The 25,835-nt window shown below is 64.8% G+C and carries 24 protein-coding genes, 1 tRNA gene and 1 other RNA gene; 18 read left to right on the top strand and 8 right to left on the bottom strand.

Annotated features, from left to right (window positions below):
* Positions 1 to 63 precede the first annotated feature (63 nt).
* Together VIQ49_RS27895 and VIQ49_RS27890 are read right to left on the bottom strand one after the other, a co-directional pair.
* On the bottom strand, positions 64 to 624 hold the full coding sequence (locus VIQ49_RS27895; protein ID WP_331890253.1) for a TetR/AcrR family transcriptional regulator: 561 nt from the start codon (positions 622 to 624) through the stop codon (positions 64 to 66).
* 6 nt (positions 625 to 630) lie between these two features.
* Entirely contained in the window at positions 631 to 1,134 is a 504-nt protein-coding gene (locus VIQ49_RS27890) for a hypothetical protein (RefSeq protein ID WP_331890251.1), read from the bottom strand.
* A gap of 118 nt (positions 1,135 to 1,252) precedes the next feature.
* On the opposite strand from VIQ49_RS27890, the gene VIQ49_RS27885 reads away from it, so the two are divergent.
* From VIQ49_RS27885 to tgt, 4 genes are all read left to right on the top strand, one after another.
* Positions 1,253 to 2,044, top strand: coding sequence for an enoyl-CoA hydratase/isomerase family protein (locus tag VIQ49_RS27885; protein WP_331890249.1), 792 nt, complete (start codon positions 1,253 to 1,255; stop codon positions 2,042 to 2,044).
* 148 nt (positions 2,045 to 2,192) lie between these two features.
* Positions 2,193 to 2,807 carry a TetR/AcrR family transcriptional regulator gene (locus VIQ49_RS27880; RefSeq protein ID WP_331890346.1) on the top strand — a complete coding sequence of 205 codons (615 nt, stop codon included), beginning with the start codon at positions 2,193 to 2,195 and terminating at the stop codon, positions 2,805 to 2,807.
* A gap of 45 nt (positions 2,808 to 2,852) precedes the next feature.
* A complete protein-coding gene (locus tag VIQ49_RS27875; RefSeq protein WP_331890247.1) occupies positions 2,853 to 5,198 on the top strand; it encodes an MMPL family transporter in 2,346 nt (781 codons plus the stop codon).
* A 67-nt stretch (positions 5,199 to 5,265) separates the two neighbouring features.
* Positions 5,266 to 6,528, top strand: a complete 1,263-nt coding sequence (gene tgt, locus VIQ49_RS27870) for a tRNA guanosine(34) transglycosylase Tgt (RefSeq protein WP_331890245.1) — start codon at positions 5,266 to 5,268, stop codon at positions 6,526 to 6,528.
* Here tgt and VIQ49_RS27865 read toward each other — a convergent pair whose 3' ends face one another.
* Entirely contained in the window at positions 6,529 to 7,173 is a 645-nt protein-coding gene (locus VIQ49_RS27865; protein ID WP_331890243.1) for an RDD family protein, read from the bottom strand. It abuts the gene before it with no gap.
* A gap of 137 nt (positions 7,174 to 7,310) precedes the next feature.
* On the bottom strand, positions 7,311 to 8,234 hold the full coding sequence (gene gluQRS, locus VIQ49_RS27860; protein ID WP_331890241.1) for a tRNA glutamyl-Q(34) synthetase GluQRS: 924 nt from the start codon (positions 8,232 to 8,234) through the stop codon (positions 7,311 to 7,313).
* Positions 8,235 to 8,262: 28 nt separating this feature from the next.
* Between gluQRS and VIQ49_RS27855 the strand changes: the two genes are divergently transcribed.
* Positions 8,263 to 9,303 (top strand): ATP-dependent DNA ligase, encoded by a 1,041-nt coding sequence (locus tag VIQ49_RS27855; RefSeq protein ID WP_331890344.1) that lies wholly within the window; start codon positions 8,263 to 8,265, stop codon positions 9,301 to 9,303.
* Positions 9,300 to 10,373 carry a DNA polymerase domain-containing protein gene (locus VIQ49_RS27850; protein WP_331890342.1) on the top strand — a complete coding sequence of 358 codons (1,074 nt, stop codon included), beginning with the start codon at positions 9,300 to 9,302 and terminating at the stop codon, positions 10,371 to 10,373. Before VIQ49_RS27855 ends, VIQ49_RS27850 begins: the two co-directional genes overlap by 4 nt.
* A 142-nt stretch (positions 10,374 to 10,515) precedes the next feature.
* On the opposite strand, the gene VIQ49_RS27845 is transcribed toward VIQ49_RS27850, so the two are convergent.
* A tRNA-Ser gene (locus tag VIQ49_RS27845) sits at positions 10,516 to 10,604 on the bottom strand.
* 93 nt (positions 10,605 to 10,697) lie between these two features.
* Here VIQ49_RS27845 and ffs point away from each other — a divergent pair.
* From ffs to VIQ49_RS27820, 5 genes are all read left to right on the top strand, one after another.
* Positions 10,698 to 10,792: signal recognition particle sRNA small type (ffs, locus tag VIQ49_RS27840), an RNA gene on the top strand.
* Between the two features lie 82 nt (positions 10,793 to 10,874).
* Positions 10,875 to 12,155, top strand: a complete 1,281-nt coding sequence (locus VIQ49_RS27835; RefSeq protein WP_331890239.1) for an aminotransferase class I/II-fold pyridoxal phosphate-dependent enzyme — start codon at positions 10,875 to 10,877, stop codon at positions 12,153 to 12,155.
* 13 nt (positions 12,156 to 12,168) lie between these two features.
* On the top strand, positions 12,169 to 13,527 hold the full coding sequence (locus VIQ49_RS27830; RefSeq protein ID WP_331890237.1) for a glycosyltransferase 87 family protein: 1,359 nt from the start codon (positions 12,169 to 12,171) through the stop codon (positions 13,525 to 13,527).
* 38 nt (positions 13,528 to 13,565) lie between these two features.
* A complete protein-coding gene (locus VIQ49_RS27825) occupies positions 13,566 to 14,918 on the top strand; it encodes a glycosyltransferase 87 family protein (protein WP_331890235.1) in 1,353 nt (450 codons plus the stop codon).
* Positions 14,919 to 14,927: 9 nt separating this feature from the next.
* Positions 14,928 to 17,129 carry a DNA polymerase III subunit gamma and tau gene (locus VIQ49_RS27820; RefSeq protein ID WP_331890233.1) on the top strand — a complete coding sequence of 734 codons (2,202 nt, stop codon included), beginning with the start codon at positions 14,928 to 14,930 and terminating at the stop codon, positions 17,127 to 17,129.
* Between the two features lie 24 nt (positions 17,130 to 17,153).
* Here the strand turns inward: VIQ49_RS27820 and VIQ49_RS27815 are convergent, their stop codons facing one another.
* The gene (locus VIQ49_RS27815) at positions 17,154 to 18,860 is read right to left on the bottom strand and encodes a nitroreductase/quinone reductase family protein (RefSeq protein ID WP_331890231.1); all 1,707 of its coding nucleotides are present in this window, start codon (positions 18,858 to 18,860) and stop codon (positions 17,154 to 17,156) included.
* A 137-nt stretch (positions 18,861 to 18,997) separates the two neighbouring features.
* On the opposite strand from VIQ49_RS27815, the gene VIQ49_RS27810 reads away from it, so the two are divergent.
* Positions 18,998 to 19,552, top strand: a complete 555-nt coding sequence (locus tag VIQ49_RS27810; protein ID WP_331890230.1) for a helix-turn-helix domain-containing protein — start codon at positions 18,998 to 19,000, stop codon at positions 19,550 to 19,552.
* Between the two features lie 92 nt (positions 19,553 to 19,644).
* Here VIQ49_RS27810 and VIQ49_RS27805 read toward each other — a convergent pair whose 3' ends face one another.
* Both VIQ49_RS27805 and VIQ49_RS27800 read right to left on the bottom strand, forming a co-directional pair.
* Positions 19,645 to 20,970: a class I SAM-dependent methyltransferase gene (locus VIQ49_RS27805; protein WP_331890229.1), complete on the bottom strand. Its 1,326-nt coding sequence runs from the start codon at positions 20,968 to 20,970 to the stop codon at positions 19,645 to 19,647.
* Complete coding sequence (locus tag VIQ49_RS27800; protein WP_331890228.1) at positions 20,967 to 22,391, bottom strand: FAD-binding oxidoreductase; 1,425 nt, start codon at positions 22,389 to 22,391, stop codon at positions 20,967 to 20,969. Before VIQ49_RS27800 ends, VIQ49_RS27805 begins: the two co-directional genes overlap by 4 nt.
* Positions 22,392 to 22,495: 104 nt before the next feature.
* Between VIQ49_RS27800 and VIQ49_RS27795 the strand changes: the two genes are divergently transcribed.
* The 6 genes from VIQ49_RS27795 (at position 22,496) to VIQ49_RS27770 (ending at position 25,833) form a co-directional block, all read left to right on the top strand.
* Positions 22,496 to 22,936 (top strand): SRPBCC family protein, encoded by a 441-nt coding sequence (locus VIQ49_RS27795; protein WP_331890227.1) that lies wholly within the window; start codon positions 22,496 to 22,498, stop codon positions 22,934 to 22,936.
* An 87-nt stretch (positions 22,937 to 23,023) separates the two neighbouring features.
* Complete coding sequence (locus VIQ49_RS27790; RefSeq protein WP_331890340.1) at positions 23,024 to 23,884, top strand: pseudouridine synthase; 861 nt, start codon at positions 23,024 to 23,026, stop codon at positions 23,882 to 23,884.
* A 13-nt stretch (positions 23,885 to 23,897) separates the two neighbouring features.
* Positions 23,898 to 24,248, top strand: a complete 351-nt coding sequence (locus tag VIQ49_RS27785; RefSeq protein WP_331890226.1) for a hypothetical protein — start codon at positions 23,898 to 23,900, stop codon at positions 24,246 to 24,248.
* An 80-nt stretch (positions 24,249 to 24,328) separates the two neighbouring features.
* On the top strand, positions 24,329 to 24,649 hold the full coding sequence (locus tag VIQ49_RS27780; RefSeq protein WP_331890338.1) for a YbaB/EbfC family nucleoid-associated protein: 321 nt from the start codon (positions 24,329 to 24,331) through the stop codon (positions 24,647 to 24,649).
* Positions 24,650 to 24,655: 6 nt separating this feature from the next.
* Positions 24,656 to 25,267 carry a recombination mediator RecR gene (gene recR, locus VIQ49_RS27775; RefSeq protein WP_331890225.1) on the top strand — a complete coding sequence of 204 codons (612 nt, stop codon included), beginning with the start codon at positions 24,656 to 24,658 and terminating at the stop codon, positions 25,265 to 25,267.
* An 8-nt stretch (positions 25,268 to 25,275) separates the two neighbouring features.
* Positions 25,276 to 25,833, top strand: a complete 558-nt coding sequence (locus VIQ49_RS27770) for a hypothetical protein (RefSeq protein ID WP_331890224.1) — start codon at positions 25,276 to 25,278, stop codon at positions 25,831 to 25,833.
* The last annotated feature ends 2 nt before the right edge of the window (positions 25,834 to 25,835 follow it).

Below are 25,835 nucleotides of genomic sequence, written 5' to 3'. Positions count from 1 at the left end.
GAACACCAGGTATTCGGAGCCGCAACCGAGGAGGACCGGTGCCAATAATGGTCCGGCAGCAGGTCAGTTGACGAGGTTCGCCTCGGCCTGTGCGACGATCGCGTCGAGCAATTGGTCGGCGATCCACTTCAGCGACTCGAGATCGCGTGGCAGACTTGCCTGTTCGTAACCGATGAGCAAGTAGAGGGCCCAGTTGGCGAACCGGTGTGCCTGCTCGGGATCGCCCACGAGTTCAAAGGTCGACTCGTAGAAGATGTCGTACCGGTTCTTGTCCACCTCCTCCTGGATCGGACGGACCTCGTCGCTGATGTTGCTCCAGGTCCGGATCGCGGCCTCGGCCCCGTGCGGCAGCGAAAGTCCGATCTGGACAAGCGCGCTCACCCGGTCGAAGGCTCCCGGTATCGATCGGGCGAACGCCATCTCCTGAACGGTCCGGGTGTTGAGCCAGTGCTGCAACAGTGCTTCGGTGTACGCGCCCCAGTTCTTGAAGAAGTGGTAGAACGAACCGGTTGTGACGCACAGACGCTGACAGACCTCGGACAGCTTCAGTGCGCCGTATCCGGAGGTCGCCAGGATGTCGAGACCGGCTTCGAAGTAGGTCTCACGCGAGGTTGTTGGGGACATGAGGGGCTATTCGATCGAGAACGCGATGGTGTCGGCGCCCATGGTGCAGCGGGAGAGCACTCCGCGTGTCTGCGAAGGGCCACAGTCCCAACCCTGCACCTGCTGGGTTTTGCCGGTGGCGATCATCGGCGAATACGCCTTGGCGATCGGCATGGCCACCGCGCAGTCGATCGAGCCGTCGCCCAGGATGACCACGTGCAACGTCCCATCCGGACCGTTCACGGTGTCGCACCGCGTACCCCCGAGGGCGGGGAGGAGCTTCGATTCCGGAATCGAGGTGGCCGGCGGCAATGACGGACCGGGAACGGCCGGTGCGTTCGAGTTCTGGGACACCGGCGAGTCGGTCTTCGACGGTGGCGCGGCCGACGTGTCGGTGGCAACCGACTGCCCCGGCGAGGCCGATGTGGTGCCATCCGATTGTGCGGAGTCGTCGGAGCAGGCGACAAGACAGACAGCCAGGGCTCCGGCGACAACCGCGGCTCCGAGGAGCCTGGGGGTCGCTGCGCGCATGCGCCAACCGTAGCGAACCGAGCCCGTTTGCTCAGGGATCCACCGAACGCGTCCGCAGCCGAACATGCGCTGGTACGAATCTGGTGTGGCGGACCGACTACTCGGGGGGACACATCAGATGAGCAATGCATCGATCGACGATGGGCCGATTCTCTTGGATCACCGCGGAGCGTTGCGACTGATCACGCTCAATCGCCCACATCTGCGGAACGCCATCGACGTTCCGTTGCGAACCGCGCTCGCCGAGGCCATCGAAGCAGCCATGGACGACGATATTGTCCGGGCGCTGGTGATCACCGGTAGCGGCGGGGCGTTTTGTTCGGGCGGCGACATCTCCACGATGGACCCGCTGACCCCGGATCAGGTCCGCACCCGTGCACAGGCGGCGCAGCGGGTGGTCAGGGCGATCTGGAAAGGCGCGAAACCGGTGGTCGCGGCGGTGGAGGGGCCGGCGTTCGGTGCTGGTGCCGCACTGGCACTTGCTTGCGACCGCGTGGTCGCTGCCCGGGACAGCTCGTTCGGGACCACGTTCACCGCCGTCGGTCTGGCCGGTGACATGGGCATTTTTGCCAGCCTGCCGGCCCGGATCGGCGTGGCCGCAGCAAAACAGTTGTTGATGTTGCCGCGGCGCATCGGAGGTGAGGAGGCGAGTCGGCTGGGTCTTGTCGACTCGCTGGTCGACTCGGGGACGGCACTGGATTCTGCGCTGGCGGACGCGGATCGACTGGTGCAGGGCCCGCCGCTGGCGCTTGCCGCGATCAAATCGCAGCTGGGGACACCCGAGCGGAATCGGTTCGACGTCCTGGACGACGAGGTCGAGAACCAGGTGACGTTGTGGCAGAGCGACGATTTCGCCGAGGGTGTGGCCGCGTTCCGGGGAAAGAGGACGGCGCACTTCCGGGGCCGCTGAGAGGGACGGTCGCTGCCGATTCCGACCCATTCATCGGCGGTGATGTGGGTCACCCCCTGGCGTGTGCTGTGACCGACTCGTCAATTTTGCACCCCTGAGAAATTTTGCAGAGCCCTGCAAGTTCCGTACTCTGGCTTTCGTGGAGCAGATGGGACTACGTGAATCCAAGAAGGCCGCGACGCGGCTCGCCTTGGCAACCGCGGTGCTCCGTCATGCCGCCGTCGGTGGGTTGGAGTCGGTGTCGATCGATACCGTCGCTGCCGAGGTCGGCGTCTCGTCGCGGACCTTTCACAACTACTTCGCCGCCAAAGAGGATGCGCTCATCTATTTCGTGGGCGTGGTCCTCGGCCGGATGGCCGACTTCATCGAAGGTCGGCCGTCAGATGAATCCCTTTGGGATGCAGTCGAATACGCACTGATCGAGATCGCCTGTGACACAGATGCCGTACCCGACCAGTTCATCACCCTGATCAGGCTGCTCGAGACCGAACCGACCCTGGTCGCACGCAAGGACCACAGCGACCTGGTCGAGGTGCAGAAGAAACGGTTCACCGACGTGATCACCGCGCGCGGTGACACCACCGCACTCGGACTGTACGAGCGGCTGGTGTTCTCCAGCGCCCTCTGTACTTTGCGCGTGGCCTTGGAGATGTGGGCCGAGGGGCTCGCTCCGCACGACGATCTACGCCGATTCCTCGGCGAGGCGTTCCTGATGACCAAATCCGGCTTCGCCGGGAGCCCACCACGCGCCGACCAATCCTGACTTCTTCAACCTCCTGAACGAACATCCCGACGGAAGGAAGCCCCAGTGGCTACATATCTCTACCGGATCGGCCGATGGGCCTACCTGAACAAGTTCAAGATGATCGGGATCTGGCTGCTGGTACTCGTCGGGATGGGTGTTGCAGCAGCGACCTTGTCGAAGCCGACAACCGAGAGCTTCAGCATCCCCGGTGTTCCTTCGGTCAAAGCCCAGAACGAAATGGTCGAGGCGTTCCCGGAGAAGCCGAAGTTCTCCGAGAACATCGCGATCACGTATGTGGTCCAGGCGCCCGCCGGCGCCACACTGACCGAGCCCGAGTATCAGGCCGCGATCAACACCATGGTCGATCAGATGAAGCAGTTCGACGGCGTCAAGGCGCCCGAATCGATCGCGAATCCGTTCGATACCTATGGGACGCAGCAGAATCCCGGCTCCGGCCGTGATGCGGTGGTGGCGTTCAACGAGGAGACCTTCGGGACCTCCCCGGCGGAGGCGCAGGCCGACGCGCAGGTCACCTCGCCTATCAATGCCGATGCCACGATGGTGCAGCTCGGCGCGGCGTTTGATGTGGAAGCCGCCGCAGACGTGAGCAGTGTCGCCCACACGGAGATGGACAAGATCGCCGATCAGGCCCGCGACAGTGGCCTGAAGGTCGAGATGTCGGGCACCGCGATGCCCCAACCGGCGATGGGTATGACCTCTGAGCTGATCGGTGTCGCCGTCGGCGCCATCGTGATGATCCTGACCTTCGCCTCGCTGGTTGCCTGGGGCATGCCGCTGATCACCGCGATCATCGGTGTCGCCATCGGAATGATGGGTGTGACGGCCGCGACGTTCTTCTTCGACCTCAGCTCCGAGACCCCGATCCTGGCCACGATGATCGGCCTGGCCGTGGGTATCGACTACGCGCTGTTCATCCTGTCGCGATACCGGCACGAGGTGCACCGGTCGAAGACGCGGGCCGAAGCCGCCGGAAAGGCTGTCGGCACAGCCGGTTCGGCCGTGGTGTTCGCCGGCGCCACCGTGTTCATCGCCCTGGCAGCGCTGTTCATCGTCAACATCCCGTTCCTGACCGCCATGGGTCTGGCAGCCGCCGGCACCGTATTGGTTGCCGTCCTGGTCGCGTTGACCCTGTTGCCCGCGATCCTCGGCGTCTTCGGTGAGAAGGCGTTCGCCGGACGTATCAAGTCGCTGAACCCGCCAGACGTGACCAAGCACGACCCCGCGCGCCGCCACAACGGTCAGCGCTGGATCAATCAGGTCGTCCGGCGCCCGGGCGCGTTCGCCATCGGCGGCATCGTGCTCCTGGCGCTGATCACCATCCCGATCAGTGGACTCAAACTGGGCCTGCCGAACAACGGAAACAGTGATCCAGGCACCACCGAGCGCATGGCCTACGACATGGTCGTCGACGGCTACGGCCCGGGCGTGAACAACCCGTTTGTGGTGGTTGTGAACGGCAGCGAGATCGCGGACGAATCCCAGCGTCTGGTGGCGTTCAACGGCCTGGTCGATCAGATCCGCGGCGTCGATGACGTCGCCGAAGCGGTGATCAGTCCCGGAGACATCAGTGCCAACAGTGAAACCGCGATCATCTCGGTGATCCCCGCCAGCGCGTCCGGCGAGGATGCCACCCAGGATCTGGTCAAGGACCTGCGTGGGATGGAATCGAATGTTGCGGAACAGACCGGGCTGACCTACGGCGTCACCGGTCAGACGGCCATCGAGATCGATGTCTCCGACAAGCTGTCCTCGGCGTTGATCCCGTACCTGATCGTGGTTGTCGGGTTGGCCTTCATCCTGCTGATGATCGTGTTCCGGTCGATCCTGGTCCCGCTGACCGCCGCGCTGGGCTTTCTGCTCAGCATCGGCGCCACCTTCGGCGCCACCGTGGCGATCTTCACCAATGGTGACCTCGGACTGGTGGGCAATCCGCAGCCGCTGGTCAGCTTCTTGCCGATCATCCTCATCGGCATCGTGTTCGGCCTGGCGATGGACTATCAGGTGTTCCTGGTCAGTCGAATGCGGGAGGCGTACGTCCACGGGATGTCTGCAAAGGAAGCCATCATCGACGGCTTCAGCCACAGCTCGCGTGTGGTGGCGGCAGCAGCTGCCATCATGATCTCGGTGTTCGCGGCATTCATGTTGCAGGACATGGTCTTCATCAAGGCGATGGGCTTCGCCCTGGCCATCGCGGTGTTCTTCGACGCCTTCGTGGTGCGGATGACCGTGATCCCGGCGGTGCTCGCGTTGCTCGGTGACAAGGCGTGGTCGTTGCCGAAGTGGCTGGACAAGATTCTGCCGAACGTCGACATCGAGGGTGACAGCCTGAACAAGACGCTGGCCGCCGAGGAGGCCGCCCGCGAGGTCGCTGCGGGGGCCAAGGTCTGAGTCACATCGGGCGCCGGCGGAGTCCCCTGTTTTGCCGGGCAGGGTCGCGGGCTGCGAGGATGCAGCGGTGAGCGATCTCAATGAAGGTCCCGACCGTACATTCACGGTCGGGACCACCCTGCCCGGCACACTGGGCCGCACCGGCGTGATCAGCACCCCCCATGGGGCGATCCAGACGCCGGCATTTGTTCCGGTTGGCACCAAGGCGACCGTGAAAACGGTTGTGCCGGAAGCAGTTCGTGATCTCGGAGCGCAGGCGGTACTCGCCAACGCATATCACCTTTATCTGCAGCCGGGCCCGGACATCGTCGACGAGGCCGGTGGCCTGGGATCGTTCATGAACTGGCCCGGACCGACATTCACCGACAGCGGCGGCTTTCAGGTCATGTCGTTGGGGGCCGGTTTCAAGAAGGTCATCGCGATGGACCTCACCGGGATGCAGAACGATGACGTCATCGCCGAGGGCAAAGAACGACTGGCCCGGGTCGACGATGACGGTGTGACGTTCAAATCCCACCTCGACGGTTCGACGCACAGGTTCACGCCGGAGGTCTCGATGCAGATCCAGCATCAGCTCGGCGCCGACATCATCTTCGGGTTCGACGAACTCACCACGCTGATGAATACCCGTGCCTATCAAGAGACTTCACTCGAGCGCACCCGCCTGTGGGCGATTCGCTGTCTGGCCGAACACAATCGGCTCACCGCGGAGCGAAGCCACCGGCCGCTGCAGTCACTGTGGGGTGTGATCCAGGGTGCGCAGTACGAGGATCTGCGGCGCAAGGCGGCACGCGACCTGGTGACGATGAGCGAAAAGGACGTGGCCGAGGGTGGCCGCGGTTTCGGTGGCTACGGAATCGGCGGTGCGCTGGAGAAGCAGAACCTGGGAACCATCGTCCGGTGGGTCAACGAGGAACTGCCGGTCGACAAGGCGCGCCATCTGCTCGGCATCAGCGAACCCGATGATATCTTCACCGCGATCGAGAGCGGCGTCGACACGTTCGACTGCGTCTCGCCGTCCCGGGTGGCACGCAACGGCGCGATCTATTCGCTGGATGGTCGTTACAACGTGACCAACAGCCGGTTCCGGCGCGACTTCACGCCGCTGGACCCCGAAATGCAGAACTACACAACGCAATACACTCGCGCCTACATCCATCACCTGTTCAAGGCGAAAGAAGGCCTGGCGGCCACACTCTGCACCATTCACAATGAGCACTTCATCGTGACCTTGGTGGAGCGGGCGCGCCAGGCCATCCTCGACGGCAATTACTTCGAATTCCGGGACGAGTTCCTCGGCAGGTATTACGCGGGTGCCGTAGCGAAATGATCAGGCGGTCTTGACGACCGAGGTGCCGCCGGCGAATTTGTCGTGCCACCCCTGCTTTCGCGGATCACCGTTGATCGTGACGGCGATGGAGACCGCCAGGCCGATCCAGGCGAGACCCAGAATGAACGGCAAGAAGAAGATCGGCAACCAGGCCAGCACGCCGACGAGCATCCAGAGGTTCCGTTTGGCGGATTCGTCGATGGTCGGAGTGCCGCCGCGAGCGCCGACCACCTTGAGTTTCAGCAACTTCTTGGCGATCGTGGCGCCGTCCTGCTGGGTCTCGAAGTAGACGAAGTACGCGAACGCGGCAAACGAGAGCACGAAGCCGAGGACGAGCGCGACAAACCAGGGCGCTGCCAGGAACAGGATCGTGTAGACGAGGTTCATCGGGATGGCGACGATGATCCAGTCGATGGCCCTGGCGCCGAACCGGATTGCGACATCAGCCGGCGAGCCTGGGCCGGATTGCGCTCCGGGAGGGCCATATTGGGGAACCTGCTGCGCATACGAGGCAGCTGGTTGGCCGTAAGGTGTGCCACCGGGCGGCGGAGGCTGGTAGGGCGCCGGATTCGGTTGTGGGGGAAGGTGTGCGCCTGGTCCGGGACCCGGATATGGCTCGGATCCGGGGTGGTGGGGTCCACTCATGGAAGGTCCTCTCGCGGGGTGGGGGCACCCCGTCTGTTGTCGAATTGATGAGTGACCTTAAGCCGGGCTTCCCGGGCGAATCGAGGGTCGAGGCGATAGATATCCCGAATGAATGACCGTCAACCAGACCTGTTGTGTCAGTGATGCAAAAGGTCTGCAGGATCGAGAACCCAGGGTTCGGACGGCAGGGTCGCCGGAATGAACCGCGCGAGCATCAACTCAGCGGTCACCACCTCGCCGGGGTCTGCGAGATTCAACGAGTTGGCGATCAGCGACAGCACCTGTGGAGTTCCGACACCAACGGCCTTCAGATCGCCGAGGGTCACCGCCCCGTCACGTTTGGCGAGACGTTTGCGCTCGGTGTTCAAGACCATCGGAACGTGGGCGTACGTCGGAGGCGTCAGCCCGAGCGTCGTCGCCAGATAACTCTGCCGCGGTGCCGAACTCAGGAGATCGTCGCCGCGAACCACCTGATCGACGGCTTGGGCGTTGTCGTCGATGACCACCGCGAGGTTGTACGCCGGGATGCCGTCGCCGCGGCGCAACACGAAGTCGTCGACGATGCCGGTGTACGGCCCGCGGAGGGCATCGGACACGGTGAATTCGGTGACGTGGGAGCGGAGCCGGATGGCGGGTCGGCGACCGGCATCGAGATGTGCCCGCTCCTGGGCGGATGTCAGATGCCGGCAGGTGCCGGGGTACGCCCCCGCGGGGGCATGCGGTGCAGACGGCGATTCGAGGATCTCGCGCCGAGTGCAGTAGCAGGTATAGGTGAGACCGCGGCCTTGCAACTCCGAGATCGCGTTGTCGTAGTTGGCGAGCCGCCTCGACTGCCACATGACCGGTGGATCCCAGTCGAGACCCAGTCCGGCGAGGTCCGCGAGCTGTCGCTCGGCGGATCCGGCGGCCACCCGATCGAGATCCTCCATCCTGATCCGAAATGTCCGACCGGTGGAACGGGCGAACATCCAGGCGAGCAGTGCGGTACGCAGATTTCCGATGTGCAGGTCCCCGGACGGGGACGGCGCGTATCGTCCACCACCCCGATAGTCCACGCGCATGAGCCTACAAGTGGAAGTATTGGGAGTCATGGACCTCCCAGTGATGCCCCCGGTGGTGCCGATGCTCGCCAAGGCCGCGGCGAAGATCCCGGACGAACCCGGTGCCGAGGTGTGGTCGCACGAGCCGAAATGGGACGGCTTTCGCGCCATCATCTTTCGCGACGGCGACGAGGTGGTCATCGGTTCGCGGGGTGGTAAGGACCTGGGCCGGTACTTTCCCGAACTGATCGAGGCCGCGCGAGATGAGTTGCCCGACAAAGTGGTGGTCGATGGCGAGATCGGGGTCCAGGCAGACTTCGACGGTGTACGCCGTCTCAGCTGGGATGCGTTGTCGATCCGGATCCATCCCGCCAAGTCGCGGGTGACGATGCTCGCGGAGCAGACGCCGGCGATGTTCATCGGCTTCGACGCGCTGGCGGTGGGAGATCGGGACCTGTCCGGCGAAGCGTTCTCGGTGCGCCGGGCAGCGCTGCTCGAGGCGATACCCGGAGCGGGCCGCTGCCGCGTGAGTCGGGTGACCACCGATGCCGGCCTCGCTCACAACTGGTTCTCCGAGTTCGAGGGCGCCGGCCTCGACGGCGTTGTCAGCAAACGCCTCGACGGTCCTTACGTCCCGGGCAAGCGCGAGATGATCAAGGTCAAGCACAAGCGCAGCGCCGACTGTGTGGTGATCGGCTATCGCGTCCACAAGAGCGGGGCCGGACTCGGCTCGATGCTGCTCGGTCTCTACGCCGACGGCGAGCTGCGGATGGTCGGCGGCGCCGGAGCGTTCTCCGACGCCAAGCGCATCGAGTTGCAGGAACTCCTCGAACCGATGCGACTTGATCCGGACCACGTGGCCGAGGGCGAACCCAGCCGGTGGAAGGAAAAGGGTTCCGCACAGTGGATTCCGATCCGCCCCGAGCTGGTGGTCGAGGTCGGTTACGACCAGATGGAGGGACAGCGGTTCCGCCACACGGTTCAGTTCGTCCGCTGGCGCCCGGATCGCGAACCGGAGAGCTGCGGCTACGACCAACTCGAGGTTCCGTTGACCTACGACCTGTTCGACGTACTGGAGGGGCAGAACTGATGGCCAGATCACCGGCTGAGGAACTCGACGTCGACGGAACGCCTGTTCGGTTGTCCAATCCGGACAAGATCTACTTCCCGCAACTCGGTGAGAACGGCGGACGCAAACGTGACCTCGTCGGCTACTACCGGACCGTCGCTCTGCAGGGCGCGATGCTGACCGCACTGCGCGATCGCCCGACATTCCTGCAGCGCTTCCCCGACGGCATCGAAGGCGAGGAGATCTATCAGAAGCGGGTCGCGGCCAAACGTCCCGACCACGTGCAGTCGACGTCGATCACGTTCCCGTCCGGGCGCAAGGCCGATGCCATCCGGACCACCTGCGCGCAGGACATCGTCTGGGCGGCGAACCTCGGAACGGTCACGTTCCATCCCTGGCCCACCATCGCACCGGACAACGACCATCCGGATCAGCTCCGCATCGACCTGGATCCGCAACCGGGAACGGACTTTTCGGACGCGCGACGGGTGGCGATCGACGTGCTGCGACCGTTTCTCGACGAGCTGGGCCTGCGCGGATATCCGAAGACCTCGGGCGGGCGGGGGCTGCACATCTTTGTGCCGATCGAACCCCGGTGGGACTTCATCCAGACCCGCCGGGCAGTCATCGCGCTGGCCCGCGAACTCGAGCGCCGCGACGGTGCGGGCATCACCACGTCCTGGTGGAAAGAGGAACGCGGGGAACGGATCTTCATCGATTTCAACCAGAACGCCCGCGACCGGACGATGGCGGCCGGCTATTCCGCCCGGCGCACCCCCACGGCCACTGTCTCGACCCCGGTCACCTGGGACGAGCTGGCCGACGTCGAACCGCTGGATTGCACGATCGCCACGGTTCCGGCGCTGCTCGACAAGCGCGGTGATCCCATGTCCGACATAGATTCTCATCGCGGCAGCCTCGAACCGCTCCTCGAACTGGTGACGCGAGACGAGCGAGATGGCCTGGGGGACATGCCTTATCCGCCGAGCTATCCGAAGATGCCGGGCGAGCCGCCACGTGTGCAGCCGAGCAAGAAGGTGACGGCCAACTGGGATGACGAGGGGAATCCGGTGGCCCGGGACGACACCTGACCCAACCCAGACGCTCCATCTCTGCGAGGACGCTCCACAAACAAGCGGCGCGTCCTCGTATATCCGGCTCGTTTGTGTGGTGCGTGGAAAAGCGAAATCGCCCCGTATCGGAAAGACGGGGCGATTTCGGTCTTCGTTCTCTTGGCGGAGGATAGGGGATTCGAACCCCTGAGGGCTATTAACCCAACCCGCGTTCCAGGCGAGCGCCATAGGCCACTAGGCGAATCCTCCGTCGGCGAGCTTACCGGCAATGAGCGGACTCGCCAAAAACGGGCTGGTCAAAGGGAAGTTTTCACGCCTGGTCGTCGGCCCGCTACACTCGATCTCGGATCCCGCGCGGCGAGCATCCTGTGAACTCCCCCAGGGCCGGAAGGCAGCAAGGGTCAGCGGGCTCTGCCGGGTGCGCGGGGTCCCCTATTTTGTCTCCGAGCAGATCAGCTGTTCTGCGCGAACACCCGCGCAACCACAGTTCCGGGGCCGGGCGTTCCGGGAAAGGCCGAAGTGAATTTCCACTCGATGAGTGCTGACCAGCTGACCGCCACCCAATCCGAGCTGCGTCTCAAGTACCAGGTGCTCGTCGATGCAGGTCTCAAGCTGGACCTCACCCGAGGTAAACCGGCCCCCGCTCAACTCGACTTGGCTGCAGAACTGTTGTCGCTGCCCGGCGCCGGCGACTACCGCGACGCCAGTGGCACCGACACCCGCAACTACGGCGGTGTGACAGGTCTTCCCGAGCTGCGTGCGATCTTCGGTGAACTGCTCGGCATCCCCACAGACAACCTCCTGGCCGCCGGCAACGCCAGCCTCGAGATCATGCATGACCTGGTGGTGTTCGCGCTGCTGCACGGCACGCCGGATTCGGCGAAGCCGTGGGGACAGGGCCCGATCAAGTTCCTGTGCCCGTCGCCCGGCTACGACCGGCACTTCGCGATCACCGAGTCCTTCGGGATCGAGATGATCACCGTTCCGATGAACGACGACGGTCCCGACGTCGCATTCTGCGCGGACCTGGTTGCAACGGACCCGCAGATCAAGGGCATGTGGTGTGTGCCGACGTACTCGAACCCCACCGGCGCGACGTACAGCCCGGAGGTCGCTGCGGCCCTGATGTCGATGAAGGCCGCGGCTCCTGATTTCCGCATCTTCTGGGACAACGCCTATGCCGTCCACACACTCGTGGCCGAACCGCCGGCCCCCATCGATGTTCTCGGACTGGCCGCCGCTGCGGGCAACCCGAATCGGCCGTTCATTCTGGCTTCGACCTCCAAGATCACCTTTGCCGGAGCCGGTGTCTCGTTCTTCGGATCATCACCGGCGAACCTGGCGTGGTACCAGCGCAACGTGTCGATCAAGACGATCGGTCCGGACAAGCTGAACCAGCTGCGGCACCTGCGGTTCTTCAAGGACGCCGACGGCGTGCGCGCACACATGGCCAAGCATCGTGACCTGCTGGTGCCCAAGTTCGCGATGGTGCTGCAGATCCTGGAAGAGCGCCTCGGCGGCGCCAAGGTCGCATCCTGGACCGAACCCGAGGGCGGCTACTTCATCAGCCTCGACGTGATCGACGGCACCGCGGCGAGGGTCATCACCCTGGCGAAAGAAGCCGGCATCGCCCTGACGGGTGCCGGCTCGGCGTTCCCGTACAAGAAGGACCCGAACGACCGCAACATCCGTCTGACTCCCACGTTCCCGGGCCTCGAGGATCTGCGCGTCGCCATGGATGGCGTGGCGACCTGCGTCCTGCTCGCGTCTGCGGAGCAATTGCTCGAGCAGCACGGCTGAATGCACAGGTGTGGTGACCGGACCGGGCGTTGAGAAGCGAAATCCGGTGGACGCCGACTCCGACATCTCCCAGTCGAACAACCAGAATCCAGCAGTAGCAGCCCGCCCCGAGCGGACCGTGCCGTGGCCGGCCGCCGTGGTGGTGGCTTCGATCGTCCTCGGGCTGCTCGCGATCTGGCTTCAGAATCTGGCTGTCCCGCTGGACGAACCCTACTGGGGCATCTTCGGCAACCAGCTCGACCTCGAGGTGTACCGGCAGGGAGCCCAGGCCGTCCTCGACGGGCGCCGGCTGTACGAGGCGAAGCTGGTCGGGGTCATGGACTACACCTATGCCCCGGCGTCGGTGTTCGTCTTCGTCCCATTTGCGCTGATGACCGTCGAGATGGCGAAGGTCGTGTGGATGGGGAGCATCTTCATCGCGCTGTACTTCGTGATGACGCTCAGCTTCCGGAGTCTCGGATACCGGATCACCTGGCCGGTGCGGAGCATCGCGCTGTCACTGGTGCTGATCGCCACGTTGATGGAGCCGGTGCGCACGACGATGTGGTATGGCCAGATCAACGTGTTCCTGATGTTGCTGATCCTGTGGGACCTGCTCCGCGACAAAGACAGTCGGTTGCGTGGTCTGGGTGTCGGGATCGCGGCCGGCATCAAACTGACCCCCCTGATCTTCGTGTTCTATCTGGCGATCAACCGGAACTGGCGATCGGTGATCGTGGCCTGCACCGGGCTCGTCGGGACCGTGGTGCTCGGTTTCCTCGTGATGCCCAGAGACTCCTGGAAGTACTGGAGCGGCACCTTCATCGACTCCGAGCGGGTGGGTGCACCCAATACCGTCGGGAACCAGTCCATTCGCGGCGCGCTGGCGAATCTGTGGCAGACCGACAGCCCGAACATCCTCGTGTGGGGCACGCTGGCGCTCGCGGCGCTGGCGCTCGGCATGGTCGCGGCCTCCCTCGCACATCGCGCGGGTCACGAACTCCTGGCCATCACCCTGGTGGGTATGACGGGCACGGTGGTGTCGCCGATGTCGTGGGGACACCACTGGGTGTGGGTGGTTCCCCTGCTGGTGATCCTGGTGCATCTGATCCTGTCGGTGCGGGCCCGCGCCCTGCGGGTCCTCGCCGCCGTCGGTGCATCAGCATTGCTGCTCACCACCTTCATCTGGCGCAGCTACCGGGGATATCCGGTGGAGCAGATCGAGCGGATGCTGCCCGACGCGTACTTCACCGGGCTGTTCCACAAGTTCGGGATCACCTGGCTCCGATGGTTCACCTACGACCCGTACAACTGGATGTTCCTGGTGGTCGCGGTGATCAGCATCATCTGCCTCACGGCAAGGCGCAAGGCTGATCGGGTCTCGACGGGATAGCATTCTCGCCGAAGTAACTGCTTGGGGGAAGGCGGAAGGTGCCCACTCACGACGCCGCTTCTACGACGCGCCTACGTTTCCCGACCAGTCGGTGGCTGCTTGCCGGGTTTGTGGTCGGCGCGATCATCGCCGTCTATGTCCAGTTCACGATAATTCCGCTCGACACCAAGATCTTCGGTCTCTTCGACAATCAGGTGGACTTGCGCGTCTACCGTGAGGGCGCGTTGCACCTCGCGAACGGGCAGCCACTCTACGAATCGCCGATGCTGCGGAACGGGCTGCTCTACACATACACACCCTTTTCGGCGATCGTGTTCCAGCCTTTTGCATGGCTCGATGTCCCACGGGCCGAAGTGCTGTGGACGGCCTTGATCTTCGCGGCCCTGTTCTACGTGATCGTTGCGTCGTTCCGAAGCCTCGGATACCGCGTCGACTGGCGGCTGCTCATCGTCTCGGCCTCGCTGGTGTGTGCGTCGACGTTGCTCGAACCGGTCCGGACCACCATCTGGTATGGACAGATCAACGTCTTCCTGATGGCGATCGTGCTGTGGGATCTCCTACGACCAGACGGCAGCCGGCTCAAGGGGATCGGCGTCGGTATCGCCGCGGGCATCAAACTCACACCGGGTTTCTTCGTCTTGTACCTCGCGATCACCCGGCGCTGGCGCGCGATTGTTGTCGCGGCGGTCACCATCGCGGTCACGATCCTGATCGGATTCCTGGCCACCCCGAAGCAGTCGTGGAAGTACTGGTCTGACCGGGTGATCAATTCCGAGCGGGTCGGACCGACCGATGCGCCCAGCAACCAGTCGATCAAGGGCGCCCTGGCCACCACATTCGGGACCACCGACCCCAACCAGGTGCTGTGGGCGGCACTGGTCATCATCGCGATTGCCCTGGGTATGTCCGCGGCGTACGTCGCGCATCGACACCAGCAGGAACTCCTCGCGCTGTGTCTGACCGGGATGACGGCGACCGCGGTCTCCCCGTTCAGCTGGGGACATCACTGGGTGTGGTTCGTGCCGCTGCTCGTCTACCTCGTCCATCTCCCCATCGCGGCCTATCGCGCCGGCCGAACCGGGTTACTGGCGGTGACGCTGGTGCTCCCGGCGGCGTTGTACGCCAGCGCCTTCATCTGGCGGAATCACCTTCCCGGAGGGGCGATGGGGTTCAAGCCGTTCTACGGGACCGGCATGTTCATGACACCGTTCCCCGATTGGTTGCGGTGGTTCTCGGCCGAACCCTATCTGTGGATCTTCGGGGTGACGGCGGTGGCGACTCTGATCATCTGGGGTCCGAACGAGTGGCGGCGGTTGCGGACATCGACGCCGGGATCTCGGATCGGTCGAAGTGCTCCGGCCGATCCCGCGGCCGTCGGACCGCGCCGGTAGTCTCGCAGCGTGGCTCTATACCGGACTTATCGCCCCGCGACCTTCGCCGAAGTTGTCGGGCAGGAGCATGTCACCGAGCCGTTGGGTGTGGCCCTGAACTCCGGCCGGATCAACCATGCGTACCTGTTCTCGGGTCCGCGTGGTTGCGGTAAGACGTCGTCCGCGCGGATCCTGGCCCGATCCCTGAACTGCGAGCAGGGGCCCACCGCGACGCCGTGCGGGGTCTGCTCGTCCTGTGTGGCGCTGGGCCCGGGTGGTCCGGGCAACATGGACGTGATCGAACTCGACGCCGCCAGCCACGGTGGTGTCGACGACACCCGGGAACTGCGCGATCAGGCGTTCTACGCGCCGGCCGAGTCCCGCTACCGGGTGTTCATCATCGACGAGGCCCACATGGTCAGCAACGCGGGATTCAACGCGTTGCTCAAGATCGTGGAAGAGCCGCCAGAGCATCTGATCTTCATCTTCGCCACCACCGAGCCGGAGAAGGTCTTGCCGACCATCCGCTCGCGTACCCATCACTACCCGTTCCGGCTCCTGGCCCCGGCGACGATGCGCGGCCTGCTCGAACGCATCTGCGCGAGCGAACACGTCACCGTCGAACCCACCGTGTTCCCGCTGGTGATCCGCGCGGGCGGTGGTTCTCCGCGTGACTCGCTCAGCGTGCTCGACCAGCTGCTCGCCGGTGCGGGACCCGAGGGCGTCACCTACCAGCGTGCGCTGGCGTTACTGGGTGTCACCGATGTCGCGTTGATCGACGATGCCGTCAATGCGCTGGCAGACCACGACGGTGCTGCGTTGTTCGGGACGGTCGAGGCCGTGGTGGATGCCGGACACGATCCCCGTCGGTTCGCCGTCGATCTGCTCGAACGACTGCGGGACCTGATCCTGATGAACGCGGTTCCCGACGCCGCGGCGCGTGGCCTGGTCGAGGCACCCGACGATCAGGTGGAGCGGATGACCGCCCAGGTTGCCCGGATGGAAGCGGGCACACTGACCCGCTTCGCCGAGACCGTCCACGACGCACTGGGGGAGATGCGTGGGACCACGTCCCCGCGGCTGCTCCTGGAAGTGATGTGCGCCCGGATGTTGCTGCCCGCGTCGTCTGATGCGGAATCGGGTGTGCTGCAACGCATCGAGCGGATCGAGTCGCAGCTCGCGAGCGGTGCGATCGCGGCCCCTGCCGGCGAAGGGTCAGCGTCCGCGCCCGCCGCTTCGATTCCGTCCGCAGCGCCCGGACCGCCGGCGGCCCCTCTCGACGCCGCGGCCTCGAAGTTCGTCCGGCCGTCGCAGCGCAAACAACAGGACGATGTCGCCGAACCCGAGCCGGTGGTGGACACTGCGGTGACACCGCCGACTCCGCAACCCGAACCGACGCCTGAACCCGCACCCGAGCCCATTGTGGCGGTGGTGCCGGAGCCTGAGCCCGCGCCGGAACCTGACCCCGAACCGGTTGCGCCTGCGCCTCAGCCTGTTTCGGTGACACCTGAACCGAAGCCGGAACCCGAGGCCGCGGATGAACCCGTGCCGGCGTCACCGTTCGACGATGTTCCGCCGCCGCCCGAACCCGATTTCGAACCCGAACCCGAACATCACGGTGAGCCGCAGCCTCAGGTGGAACCGGTGCCCGCGGTCGCAGCGGGTGGTATCGATCTCGCTGCGGTGCAGGCGAAGTGGCAGGAGGTCCGGTCTGCTGTCCGGACCGCCAACAAGGTGACCGAGGTGATGTTGTCGGGTGCTTCGGTCCGTGGCATCGACGGCAGCACCCTGATCTTGAGCCACGACTCCCAGCCGCTGGTTCAGCGGCTGAGTTCACAGCACGCGGTGGATGTCATCACAGCGGCGATGTCGCAGGTGTTCGGCGGTGACTGGCAGGTCCAGGTGCATGCGGCGTCGGCGATGCCGGCCATGCCGACGAAACCTCAGGCAGCACAGGTCGATACCCGCAAGCCCGAGGCGAAGCAGGCCACTTACACCCGGCCGAGTCGGGGTTCGGCGGCCGGCAGCCGGGAAGAAGATGCTCCCGAACCGGAGCCTGAACCGGAACCCGAGCCCGTTCCCGACCCGGTCAAAGACGAAGACCTCACCGACGCCGAACGTGACGAGATGGTCGCCACCGCACGCAATTCCACACCGGATCCGCGGGCGGACCCCGAGCAGATCGCGATCGCGCTGCTGACGAGTGAGCTCGGCGCAACGCCGATCAACTAGTCTGTTGTAGGCCGTGACTCGCCGCTAACGGTCTGTGAACGAGATCCGGACCGAGATCGGATCGCTCTGCAACGCTCGGACCGATGCTGCGACGAGCTTTGCGAACACCGGGTTCGTGGCGAAGGTGCGGGCCCGGTCCGCCACGTTGTCGTCGGGAACGAATTCCGCCGTACCGCTGCGCCATTGGCTTCCTTGCCGGATCCGGACGACGGGATCTGCGGCAATGTTGATCGCCCATCCGGACCGATTTCCGTGCTGGCTGATGATCCAGGCTCCCGTGGCATCGAATCCCGCGGTGACGGGCACCCGGCGTTGTTGTCCGGAACGGCGCCCGGTGGTCTCCAGTTCGGTGGCCAGTGACGTCCGGATCCCCAGTCGCGTCAGCAGCGCGACCGCGGGATTGGCGATGTGGCGGCCGACGGCCCGTTCGACTCGGAACTTGCGGAGCACCTTGCGGTCTGCGCCCGATCCGATCCGTTCCCGTTTGGTGCGGAAGGCGTCGATACCATTGCGCCGGACCGTGGTGATCGCGGTGCGCCACAGCGGCCGCAGAGGATCGGGTTCGGCACCCGCTCCCATCCGGTGCAGTTGGTCGGTGTGCCATTGCAGGTCGAGGGCGCCGTCGAGGGCTTTGATCGGGCTGGTGCCGGCGACCCGTCGCGGGACGGGCAGGCGCCGCCGTGTGGTCGCCAGGGCGGCCGAGCTGTCCCTCAGGATCGTGTGCCCGGCGGTCGGAGACACCGCCGTGGGCCGGCCGAGGCCCACGATGTCGCAGGCTCCGGAGGCGATCGCTTCCGTCATGCCGGCGTGGGTTCGGAAGCCACCGGTCACGGCCAGCGGAACATGCCCGGCCACGGTCCGGACTGTTTCGGCGTATTCGAGGAAGTAGGCCTCGCGCGCCCGGGTCCGGGCGGACACCACCGGGCGACCCATCATCGCGGGCGATTCGTAACTGCCGCCGCTGATTTCGATCAGGTCGATACGCTCGTCGGCGAGCATGGCGACCACCTCGCGGGATTCGTCCTCGGAGAATCCGCCGTGCTGGAAGTCTGCCGAATTGAGTTTGACCCCGAGCGCGAATCCGGGGCTGACGGCATCGCCGACTCGGCGGATGATCTCGATGAGCAGCCGGGTCCGGTCCTCGATGGATCCGCCCCATCGATCGTCGCGATGGTTGGATATCGGTGAGAGGAATTGGGAGAGAAGATATCCGTGTGCGGCATGGATCTGGACACCGTTGAATCCGGCGGCCTCGGCGAGACCCGCGGAGACCGCAAACCGTTCGACGATGTCCCAGATCTCGGTGTCATCGAGCGCTCTCGGCGCCCGGACGCCGGGGATCCCGACACCGATCGCGGACGGAGCCACCGCCCGGCTGGCGGTTGCGAACGGGTTGGCCTGCCGTCCTGGATGATTCAGTTGCATCCAGCACGGGACACCACCGTCCTGGGTGGTCTTGGCCCAGCGGCGGAAGGCGCCGATGTCATGATCGTTCTCCAGCGCCACGTTGCCGGGTTCGCCGAGGTGCTCGCGGTCCACCATGACGTTGCCGGTGACAACCAGTCCGTAGCCACCCGAGGCCCACCGCGAATACAGCCGTTCCAGGCGGATGTCGGGGCCGTGGCCGGATGTCCCGAGCCCCTCACTCAGCGCGGACTTCATGATCCGGTTCGAAATCACCTGGCCGCAGGGCAGGTTCAGCGGTGACGACAGTGAGATGGTGTCCGGCATGGTGTGCACCTTCGTTCGAGGTCCCGTCGCAGACTATATCGATCGGTCTACTTCGCTCCGAGGCTAGTAGACCAACTGTTATATTTCAAGGCGCGTCCCACTGAAATCTGAAACCGGGGAGATGAGCGAGGTGTCACATGGGTGTCCGTGACCAACTGACGGCCGCCACCGCGGACCTGATGCGCCGCCATGGAGTCGCGGGTACCGGCGTCTCGGAGATCCTGCGTACCAGCGGGGTGGCCAGGCGATCGATCTACCTGAACTTTCCCGGCGGCAAATCAGAACTGGTGGCCGCCGCGACACGCACCGCCGGTTCATCGGTGACCCTGATGCTGAAGAAGTTCATGACCAAACCCGACCCCTTCGCCGCCTTCGCCGCGATGTGGTCGAAAGTGCTGACCTCGAGTGACTTCGAGAGTGGGTGCCCGGTGGTCGCGGCGGCGCTGGGGCGTAGCGAGGCCCCCGCCGCCGCCGATGCCGCCGCGGAACTCTTCCGCGAATGGGGCGGCGTCATCGCCGGGCGGCTGACCGAAGACGGAATCGATGATCAGGTTGCCGACTCCCTGGCGACGACGATCGTCGCCGCCGTCGAGGGTGCGGTCATCATGTCTCAGGCCGCCGGCTCCACGAAGCCCCTCGAGCAGGTGGTGGTCCACATCCGAGAACTGATCGAGCTGCACTCGTTGCGTTGAATCCGTCCGACGCAGAGACAAACCCACCAGAATCAGTCAAACCCACACGTTGCAACGTGTGGGTTTGACTGAAACTGGTGGGTTTGTGGAGATCAGGCCTGCCACCACGGGCGCAGCGGAAGCCCGCCGTTGCCGCCCTTGTCGTCGAGCTTGACGGCCAGTACCTGGTGCAGCTGAATGATGTTGCGCTCGAATCCGAGTCGACATCCGGCCATGTACAGGCCCCAGAGCCGGGCGGTGCCCTCGCCGACTTCCTCGACGGCTGCATCCCAGTGCTCGACGAGGTTCTTGTTCCAGTCGCGCAGCGTCATCGCATAGTGCTCCCGCAGGTTCTCCTCGTGGAGAACCTCCATCGAACCGATGTCCTGGATCGCCGAGATGATCGTGCCCGAACCGGTGAGCTCACCGTCGGGGAACACATAGCGGTCGATGAACGGTCCGGCCTTGCCCTTCGACGAGTTGTCCGGGCGGGTGATGCAGTGGTTCATCAGGATTCCGCCGTCGCGCAGCTTGGCGCGGATGAACTTGAAGTACGAACGGTAGTTCGCGATGCCGATGTGTTCGGTCAGGCCGATGGAAGAGACCGCGTCGAAGCCGACTTCGGTGATGTCGCGATAGTCGCTGTGCCGGACCTCGGCGAACTCCGACAGACCTTCGTCGACGATGGCCTGCTGTGCCCACTCGGCCTGTTCCTGGGACAGGGTCACACCGATCACGTGAACGCCCCGGCGAGCTGCGTACCGCACCATGGATCCCCAGCCGCAACCGATGTCGAGCAGGCGGTCGCCCGCTTTGAGCTTCAGCTTCTCGAAGATCAGGCGGTACTTGTTGTCCTGTGCCTCTTCCAGGCTGGCTTCCCGGTTCGGGTAGCAAGCACAGGTGTAGGTCATCGAGTCGCCGAGCACGAGTTCGTAGAACGCGTTGGAGACGTCGTAGTGGTAGTGGATCGCTTCGGCATCGCGGGACTTGCTGTGCCGCAGACCTTCCGCGATCCGGCGCCACCGCGGCAGCTGCTCCTGCGGAGGCGGGGCGATCGGCTTGAAGTGTTCGAGCCCGAGTGACCGGGTGATCTGGGCCATCGTCCGGGCCGATGGCCGCGCGAAGTGGATGTCGTCGGAGAGTGCGCGCAGTGCGCCATAAGGATCGCCGCCGGGTGCGCCGTGCAGCTTGAGGTCGCCGGCGATGTACGCGCGGGCCAGACCGAGGTCCCCGGGAGCTGTTGCGAGGTAGGTGGTTCCCCGTGGGGTCAGCAACTCGACGCCGTATTCGGCATCTTCCGGACCTGCCGAACTGCCGTCGTACGCCGTCACGCGAACACTGAGGTCACCGCCGGCAACCGCCTCGACGACTTCGGCCAAGCTGAGCTTGGGACCTACCACCGATCCGGAAGTGAAGTCGTTTTCCTTGAATGTCGTCACTGACGTTGCACCGCCTTCGCGTAGAGGTCGAGAAGCCGCGACCCTGGATCAAACTGCTTTTTCAACAAGCGGTAAGACTCACCGCCGTACAGTTCATCGAACTCTTCTTTGCCGTAAAATGACTCGGAATACAGAGACTTGTGGCCGCCGAGTTCGGACACCTTGATTTCGATCTGGCGATTGGCGTACCCCTCCGGCTGATCGTCGCGTTTGGGCACCGCCGACCAGAAGCCCACGTTGACATACGTCCGTCGGGGTTCCAGGGGATACAGCGGCCAGGGCCGGTGCGTGTCGGCTCCCGGCAGAGCCGGATCGCGAAGTCGTAGCGGGCACAGCCAGATCGGTTCGATCGGAATGTTCTCGAGGAACCAGCCGACGAATTCGGCGGTGTGTTCGATCGGTACCTCGATGTCCTGGACCACGCGCTCGCCCGGGGGCAGACCCTTGCGGGCGTTGAGCTTGTCGCCGATGTTGAAGCGATGATCGAGGCCGATCAGCTTCCAGTAGAAGCTGCTGCGCAACAGCTTTTTGGGCCACAACCGCCGGATGCGCGGGTTCTGGGCGCCGAAGGCGCGGGAACACCAGAACCAGTCGGTGTCCCATCGCCACAGGTAGTCCGCGATGGTGAGTCGGTCGCGGATCGGTGTCGAATCGGCGGAGTGCTGAATGGACCGGTAGAAGATCTGATCGTCGGTGTAGTCACTCACCGGGCCCGCCGCGGTGGTCTGGCGGCCCAGGATCAGGTAGCTCTCGGTGGCCGAGAAGACCACCCCGTCAAGATAATCCACGCGTTCGCCGTCGAACTCGGCATTGCCGACGATCTGCGCCATCGCCGACTGGAGTTCGTCGACCGTGGTGAATCGTACGTGGCGGAGGTCGACAAATGGTGCCACCTCTTCGAGTTCGATCCGTAGGCGCGTCGAATAGCCAAGGGTGCCATAGGAATTGGGGAATCCGAAGAACAGGTCGGAGTTCTCGCTCGTCGGTGAGGTGGTGACGATCTCCCCGGCGCCGGTGAGGATGTCGATCTCGACCACGGACTCATGGGGCAGGCCATTGCGGAACGACGTCGATTCGATACCGAGTCCGGTGACGGCACCGCCGAGGGTGATCGTCTTCAACTGGGGAACGACTTTGGGGGCGAGCCCGTATTTGAGGGTGGTGGCGACGAGTTCTTCGTAGGTGCACATGCCCGCGACATCTGCTGTCCGCGCCGCCACATCGACAGAGATCACCCGGTCGAGCCCGGAGACATCGAGGCCGGGGAAAGGATTCTTCGCCCGCTTCCGAAAGAGGTTTGAGGTCTTCTTCGCCAGACGTACTCTGCCGGCAGCAGGAATTGCCTGGTAACTCGCCAGCAATGTCGCGACGCCTTCATCGTAGGCAGCGCGACCGGACACGGAACCCTTAACCCTCGGCACGCAATAGAGCCTATGACCACCGCCTGGTGGACGCCAATGGAGGGCCGACATGTTGTTCTGGCAGGCTCAAGGGTCTACAGCACAAGAACCGGAAGGTGATTTTCGTGGCACAGGTAACCGCATCGCAGTCAATAGAGGTCAATGCCGCACCTGATCAGGTGCTGGCGGCCCTGTCTGACTACCAGACCGTGCGCCCGGCCATCCTGCCTCCGCAGTATCTCGACTACTCGGTCGTCGAAGGCGGGGCCGGCGCCGGCACCGTCGCCAAGTGGACTCTGCAGGCAACGTCGAAGCGCTCCCGCAACGTGCAGGCCTCGGTGGATCAGGTCGGTTCGACGATCACCGAGACCGACGCCAACTCGTCGATGATCACCACCTACCAGGTGCAGCCGTTGGGTACCGGCTCGAAGGTCACCACGGTCACCACCTGGCAGGGCGCGGGCGGTATCGGCGGATTCTTCGAGAAGACCTTTGCGCCCAAGGGCCTGGGCAGGATTCAGGCAGAACTGCTGGGCAATCTGAAGTCGCACGTCGAACGCGGCTGACCGGGTCACACCCGGAGCGCCGAGGCCGGTGTGAGGAACCGTAGACCGTCGCCGCTGCCCCTGCGGGATGGAGTTGATCCGACTCGGGTGGTCCTGCGCCGCTCCGGTGTGACGGTTGCGGAGGCGATGCTGGCCGCACCGGCCTGCGCGGGACTCACGGTGGCCGATCTGTCGGACCGGGCCGCCGAGGGCGAGGTCCGCGACATATCCGGAGATCGGGTCGACCTGGCTGCGCCGGCGCAGGTGGGTCGCCCGATTTATTTCTATCGAGATCTGCCGGACGAGACCGTGATCCCGTTCGAGATGCCGATCATCCATCTCGACGACGATCTGGTGGTGGTCGACAAACCGCATTTCCTGGCGACGATGCCGCGGGGTGCGCACGTGGTGCAGACGGCTCTCGTGCGGTTACGGCGAGAACTCGACAATCCTCAGATCAGCCCGGTGCACCGGCTCGACCGCCTCACCGCGGGGGTGCTGATGTTCAGCCTCCGTCCGCAGGCCCGCGCGCCATACCAACTGCTGTTCGCCGATCGCCTCGTCGACAAGGAGTACCGGGCGCGTGCTCCGGTCTCCGGAGACATGGGGTTTCCGGCGACGATCCACAACCGCATCCTGAAGGATTCCGGCGACCTGCGGGCGCGGGTGGTTCCAGGTGAGGTGAACGCGATCTCCACGATCGACCTCGCCGACACCGACGGCGACCGGGGGATCTACCGGCTGCTTCCCCGGACCGGCCGGACACATCAGCTGCGGCTGCACATGTCCGGCCTGGGGATCCCGATCGACGGCGACCCGCTGTATCCGGAGGTCCGGCCCGAGGTGGCGGACGCTCCCGATCGCGGTGACTTCTCCGACCCGTTGCAGCTGCTGGCCTACGCTGTGGAGTTCGACGACCCGTTGACCGGTCGGCGCCGGCGATTCCAGAGCGCCCGAATCCTGGGTTGAAGGGAGGCCTCACATGGCCATCGTCGTGTCGTACGACCGCTACGAGGACCTCGCCTGTGAGGTTGTCGTATTTCTCGACGACGAGACCGGTGATTGTTTTCAGGTGCAGCGGGATCTGCCGCGGACACCGTCGACGACGGCAACCGAATCGGCGATCTTCCAGATCAGCACCGGTGCCGGACCTGCGGTGGAGCAGGGGATCGTCGCCTGGCAGCGGGAGGGGAACGAGTTCCGGTTCGCCCTGTCGCCGCTGGCGTCCAGGATGTTCGGGGGCAACGCGCAGCTGCGATTCGAGGCTCGTGCCGCTCACGGCGATACCATCGATGACATCGCCGCTGCGCTGGAACGTATGACGCGCCGGTGAGTGCCCGCGGGTGCTGACGCAGCAGGTTCGACAACACAACGATCAACGCGAGGACACGACAAGTGCAACCAGACAACCCGATGGCCGGACTTCTCCAGCAGGCGCAGCAGATGCAGCAGCAACTGCTGGCCGCGCAGGCCGAGATCTCGGAGGCAGAGGTGACGGGAACCGCAGGCGGTGGCCTGGTGACCATCACCGGTTCCGGGGCCGGTGACGTCACCTCGGTGACGATCGACCCCAAGGTGGTCGACGCCGACGATGTGGAGACCCTGCAGGATCTGATCGTGGGAGCGCTCGCCGACCTCGCCGAGAAGCGCGATGCGCTGACGCAGCAGAAGATGGGTCCGCTGGCCGGAGGCCTGGGTGGCCTCGGCGGCGGTTTCCCCGGCCTGGGCGGGTAACAACCGGTGTATGAAGGCCCGATCCAGGACTTGATCGACGAGCTGGCCAAGTTGCCGGGACTCGGTCCGAAGGGTGCCCAGCGCATCGCCTTTCATCTGATGGCCGTACCGGCCGCCGACATCGATCGACTGACCGCTTCGCTGGTCCATGTCCGGGACGATGTGGTGTTCTGCGAGGTCTGCGGCAACGTCTCGGCGCAGGCACGTTGCCGGATCTGCCGGGATGCGCGGCGGGATGCCAGCAAGATCTGTGTGGTCGAAGAGCCCAAGGATGTCCAGGCGATCGAGCGGACGAAGGAGTTCTCCGGCCGCTACCACGTGCTCGGCGGTGCACTCGATCCGCTTGGCGGAATCGGTCCGGACCAGCTCCGGATTCGGGAACTGCTGCGCCGCTTGGCAAACCAGGAAGACGGTGTGGATGTCAGCGAGGTGATCGTGGCCACCGACCCGAACACGGAGGGTGAGGCCACCGCCACGTATCTGCAGCGGATGCTCCGGGATTTCCCCGGGTTGTCGGTGACCCGACTGGCTTCCGGACTGCCGATGGGTGGCGACCTGGAGTTCGCCGACGAGCTGACATTGGGCCGGGCGTTGTCCGGGCGCCGTGTGCTGACCTAGGCGCGCTCATGGTCGATCAATCCTGGATGGACACTCTGGCCAGGCAACTGAAATCAGGCATCGTTGCCATCGACGGACCCTCGGGTGCCGGGAAGTCGACGTTCGCCGACGCCCTGGTGAGCAAACTCGAAGAGCTCCGTACCCGGGTGGTGCTGATCCGTACCGACGATTTCGCCACATGGGACGAGCCGGTGGGGTGGTGGCCCGAACTGGAAGAGGAAGTTCTGCGGTCGTATTGGCGAGGGCACGACTTCCGTTTTCACCCGCGGGTGTGGCGTGATGGCAGCCCACAACTCGGTCCGCGTGTGTGGCTGCGGTGGGAGCCGCTGCTGATCATCGAGGGGGTGTCGAGCGCCCGCGTGCCGGTTCGCCGGCACCTCAAACGAGCACTCTGGGTCGACGGCGGCACCGAGGAACAGCGCCTGGAACGTGCGGTGGCCCGGGATGGCGAATCGGAGCGCGACAACTTGCGCCGCTGGCAGGATTTCGAGCGTGGCTGGTTTGCCGTCGACCGTACCCGCGACTTCTGCGAGATCGTTCCCGAGTTCGTTCTCGATCCGCGCTGATC

The organism is Williamsia sp. (assembly GCF_036566845.1).
In the GTDB taxonomy this organism is placed as follows: domain Bacteria; phylum Actinomycetota; class Actinomycetes; order Mycobacteriales; family Mycobacteriaceae; genus Williamsia.
Note: the sequence above shows the minus strand (reverse complement) of the source record. Positions and strands in the feature narration are given on the sequence as shown.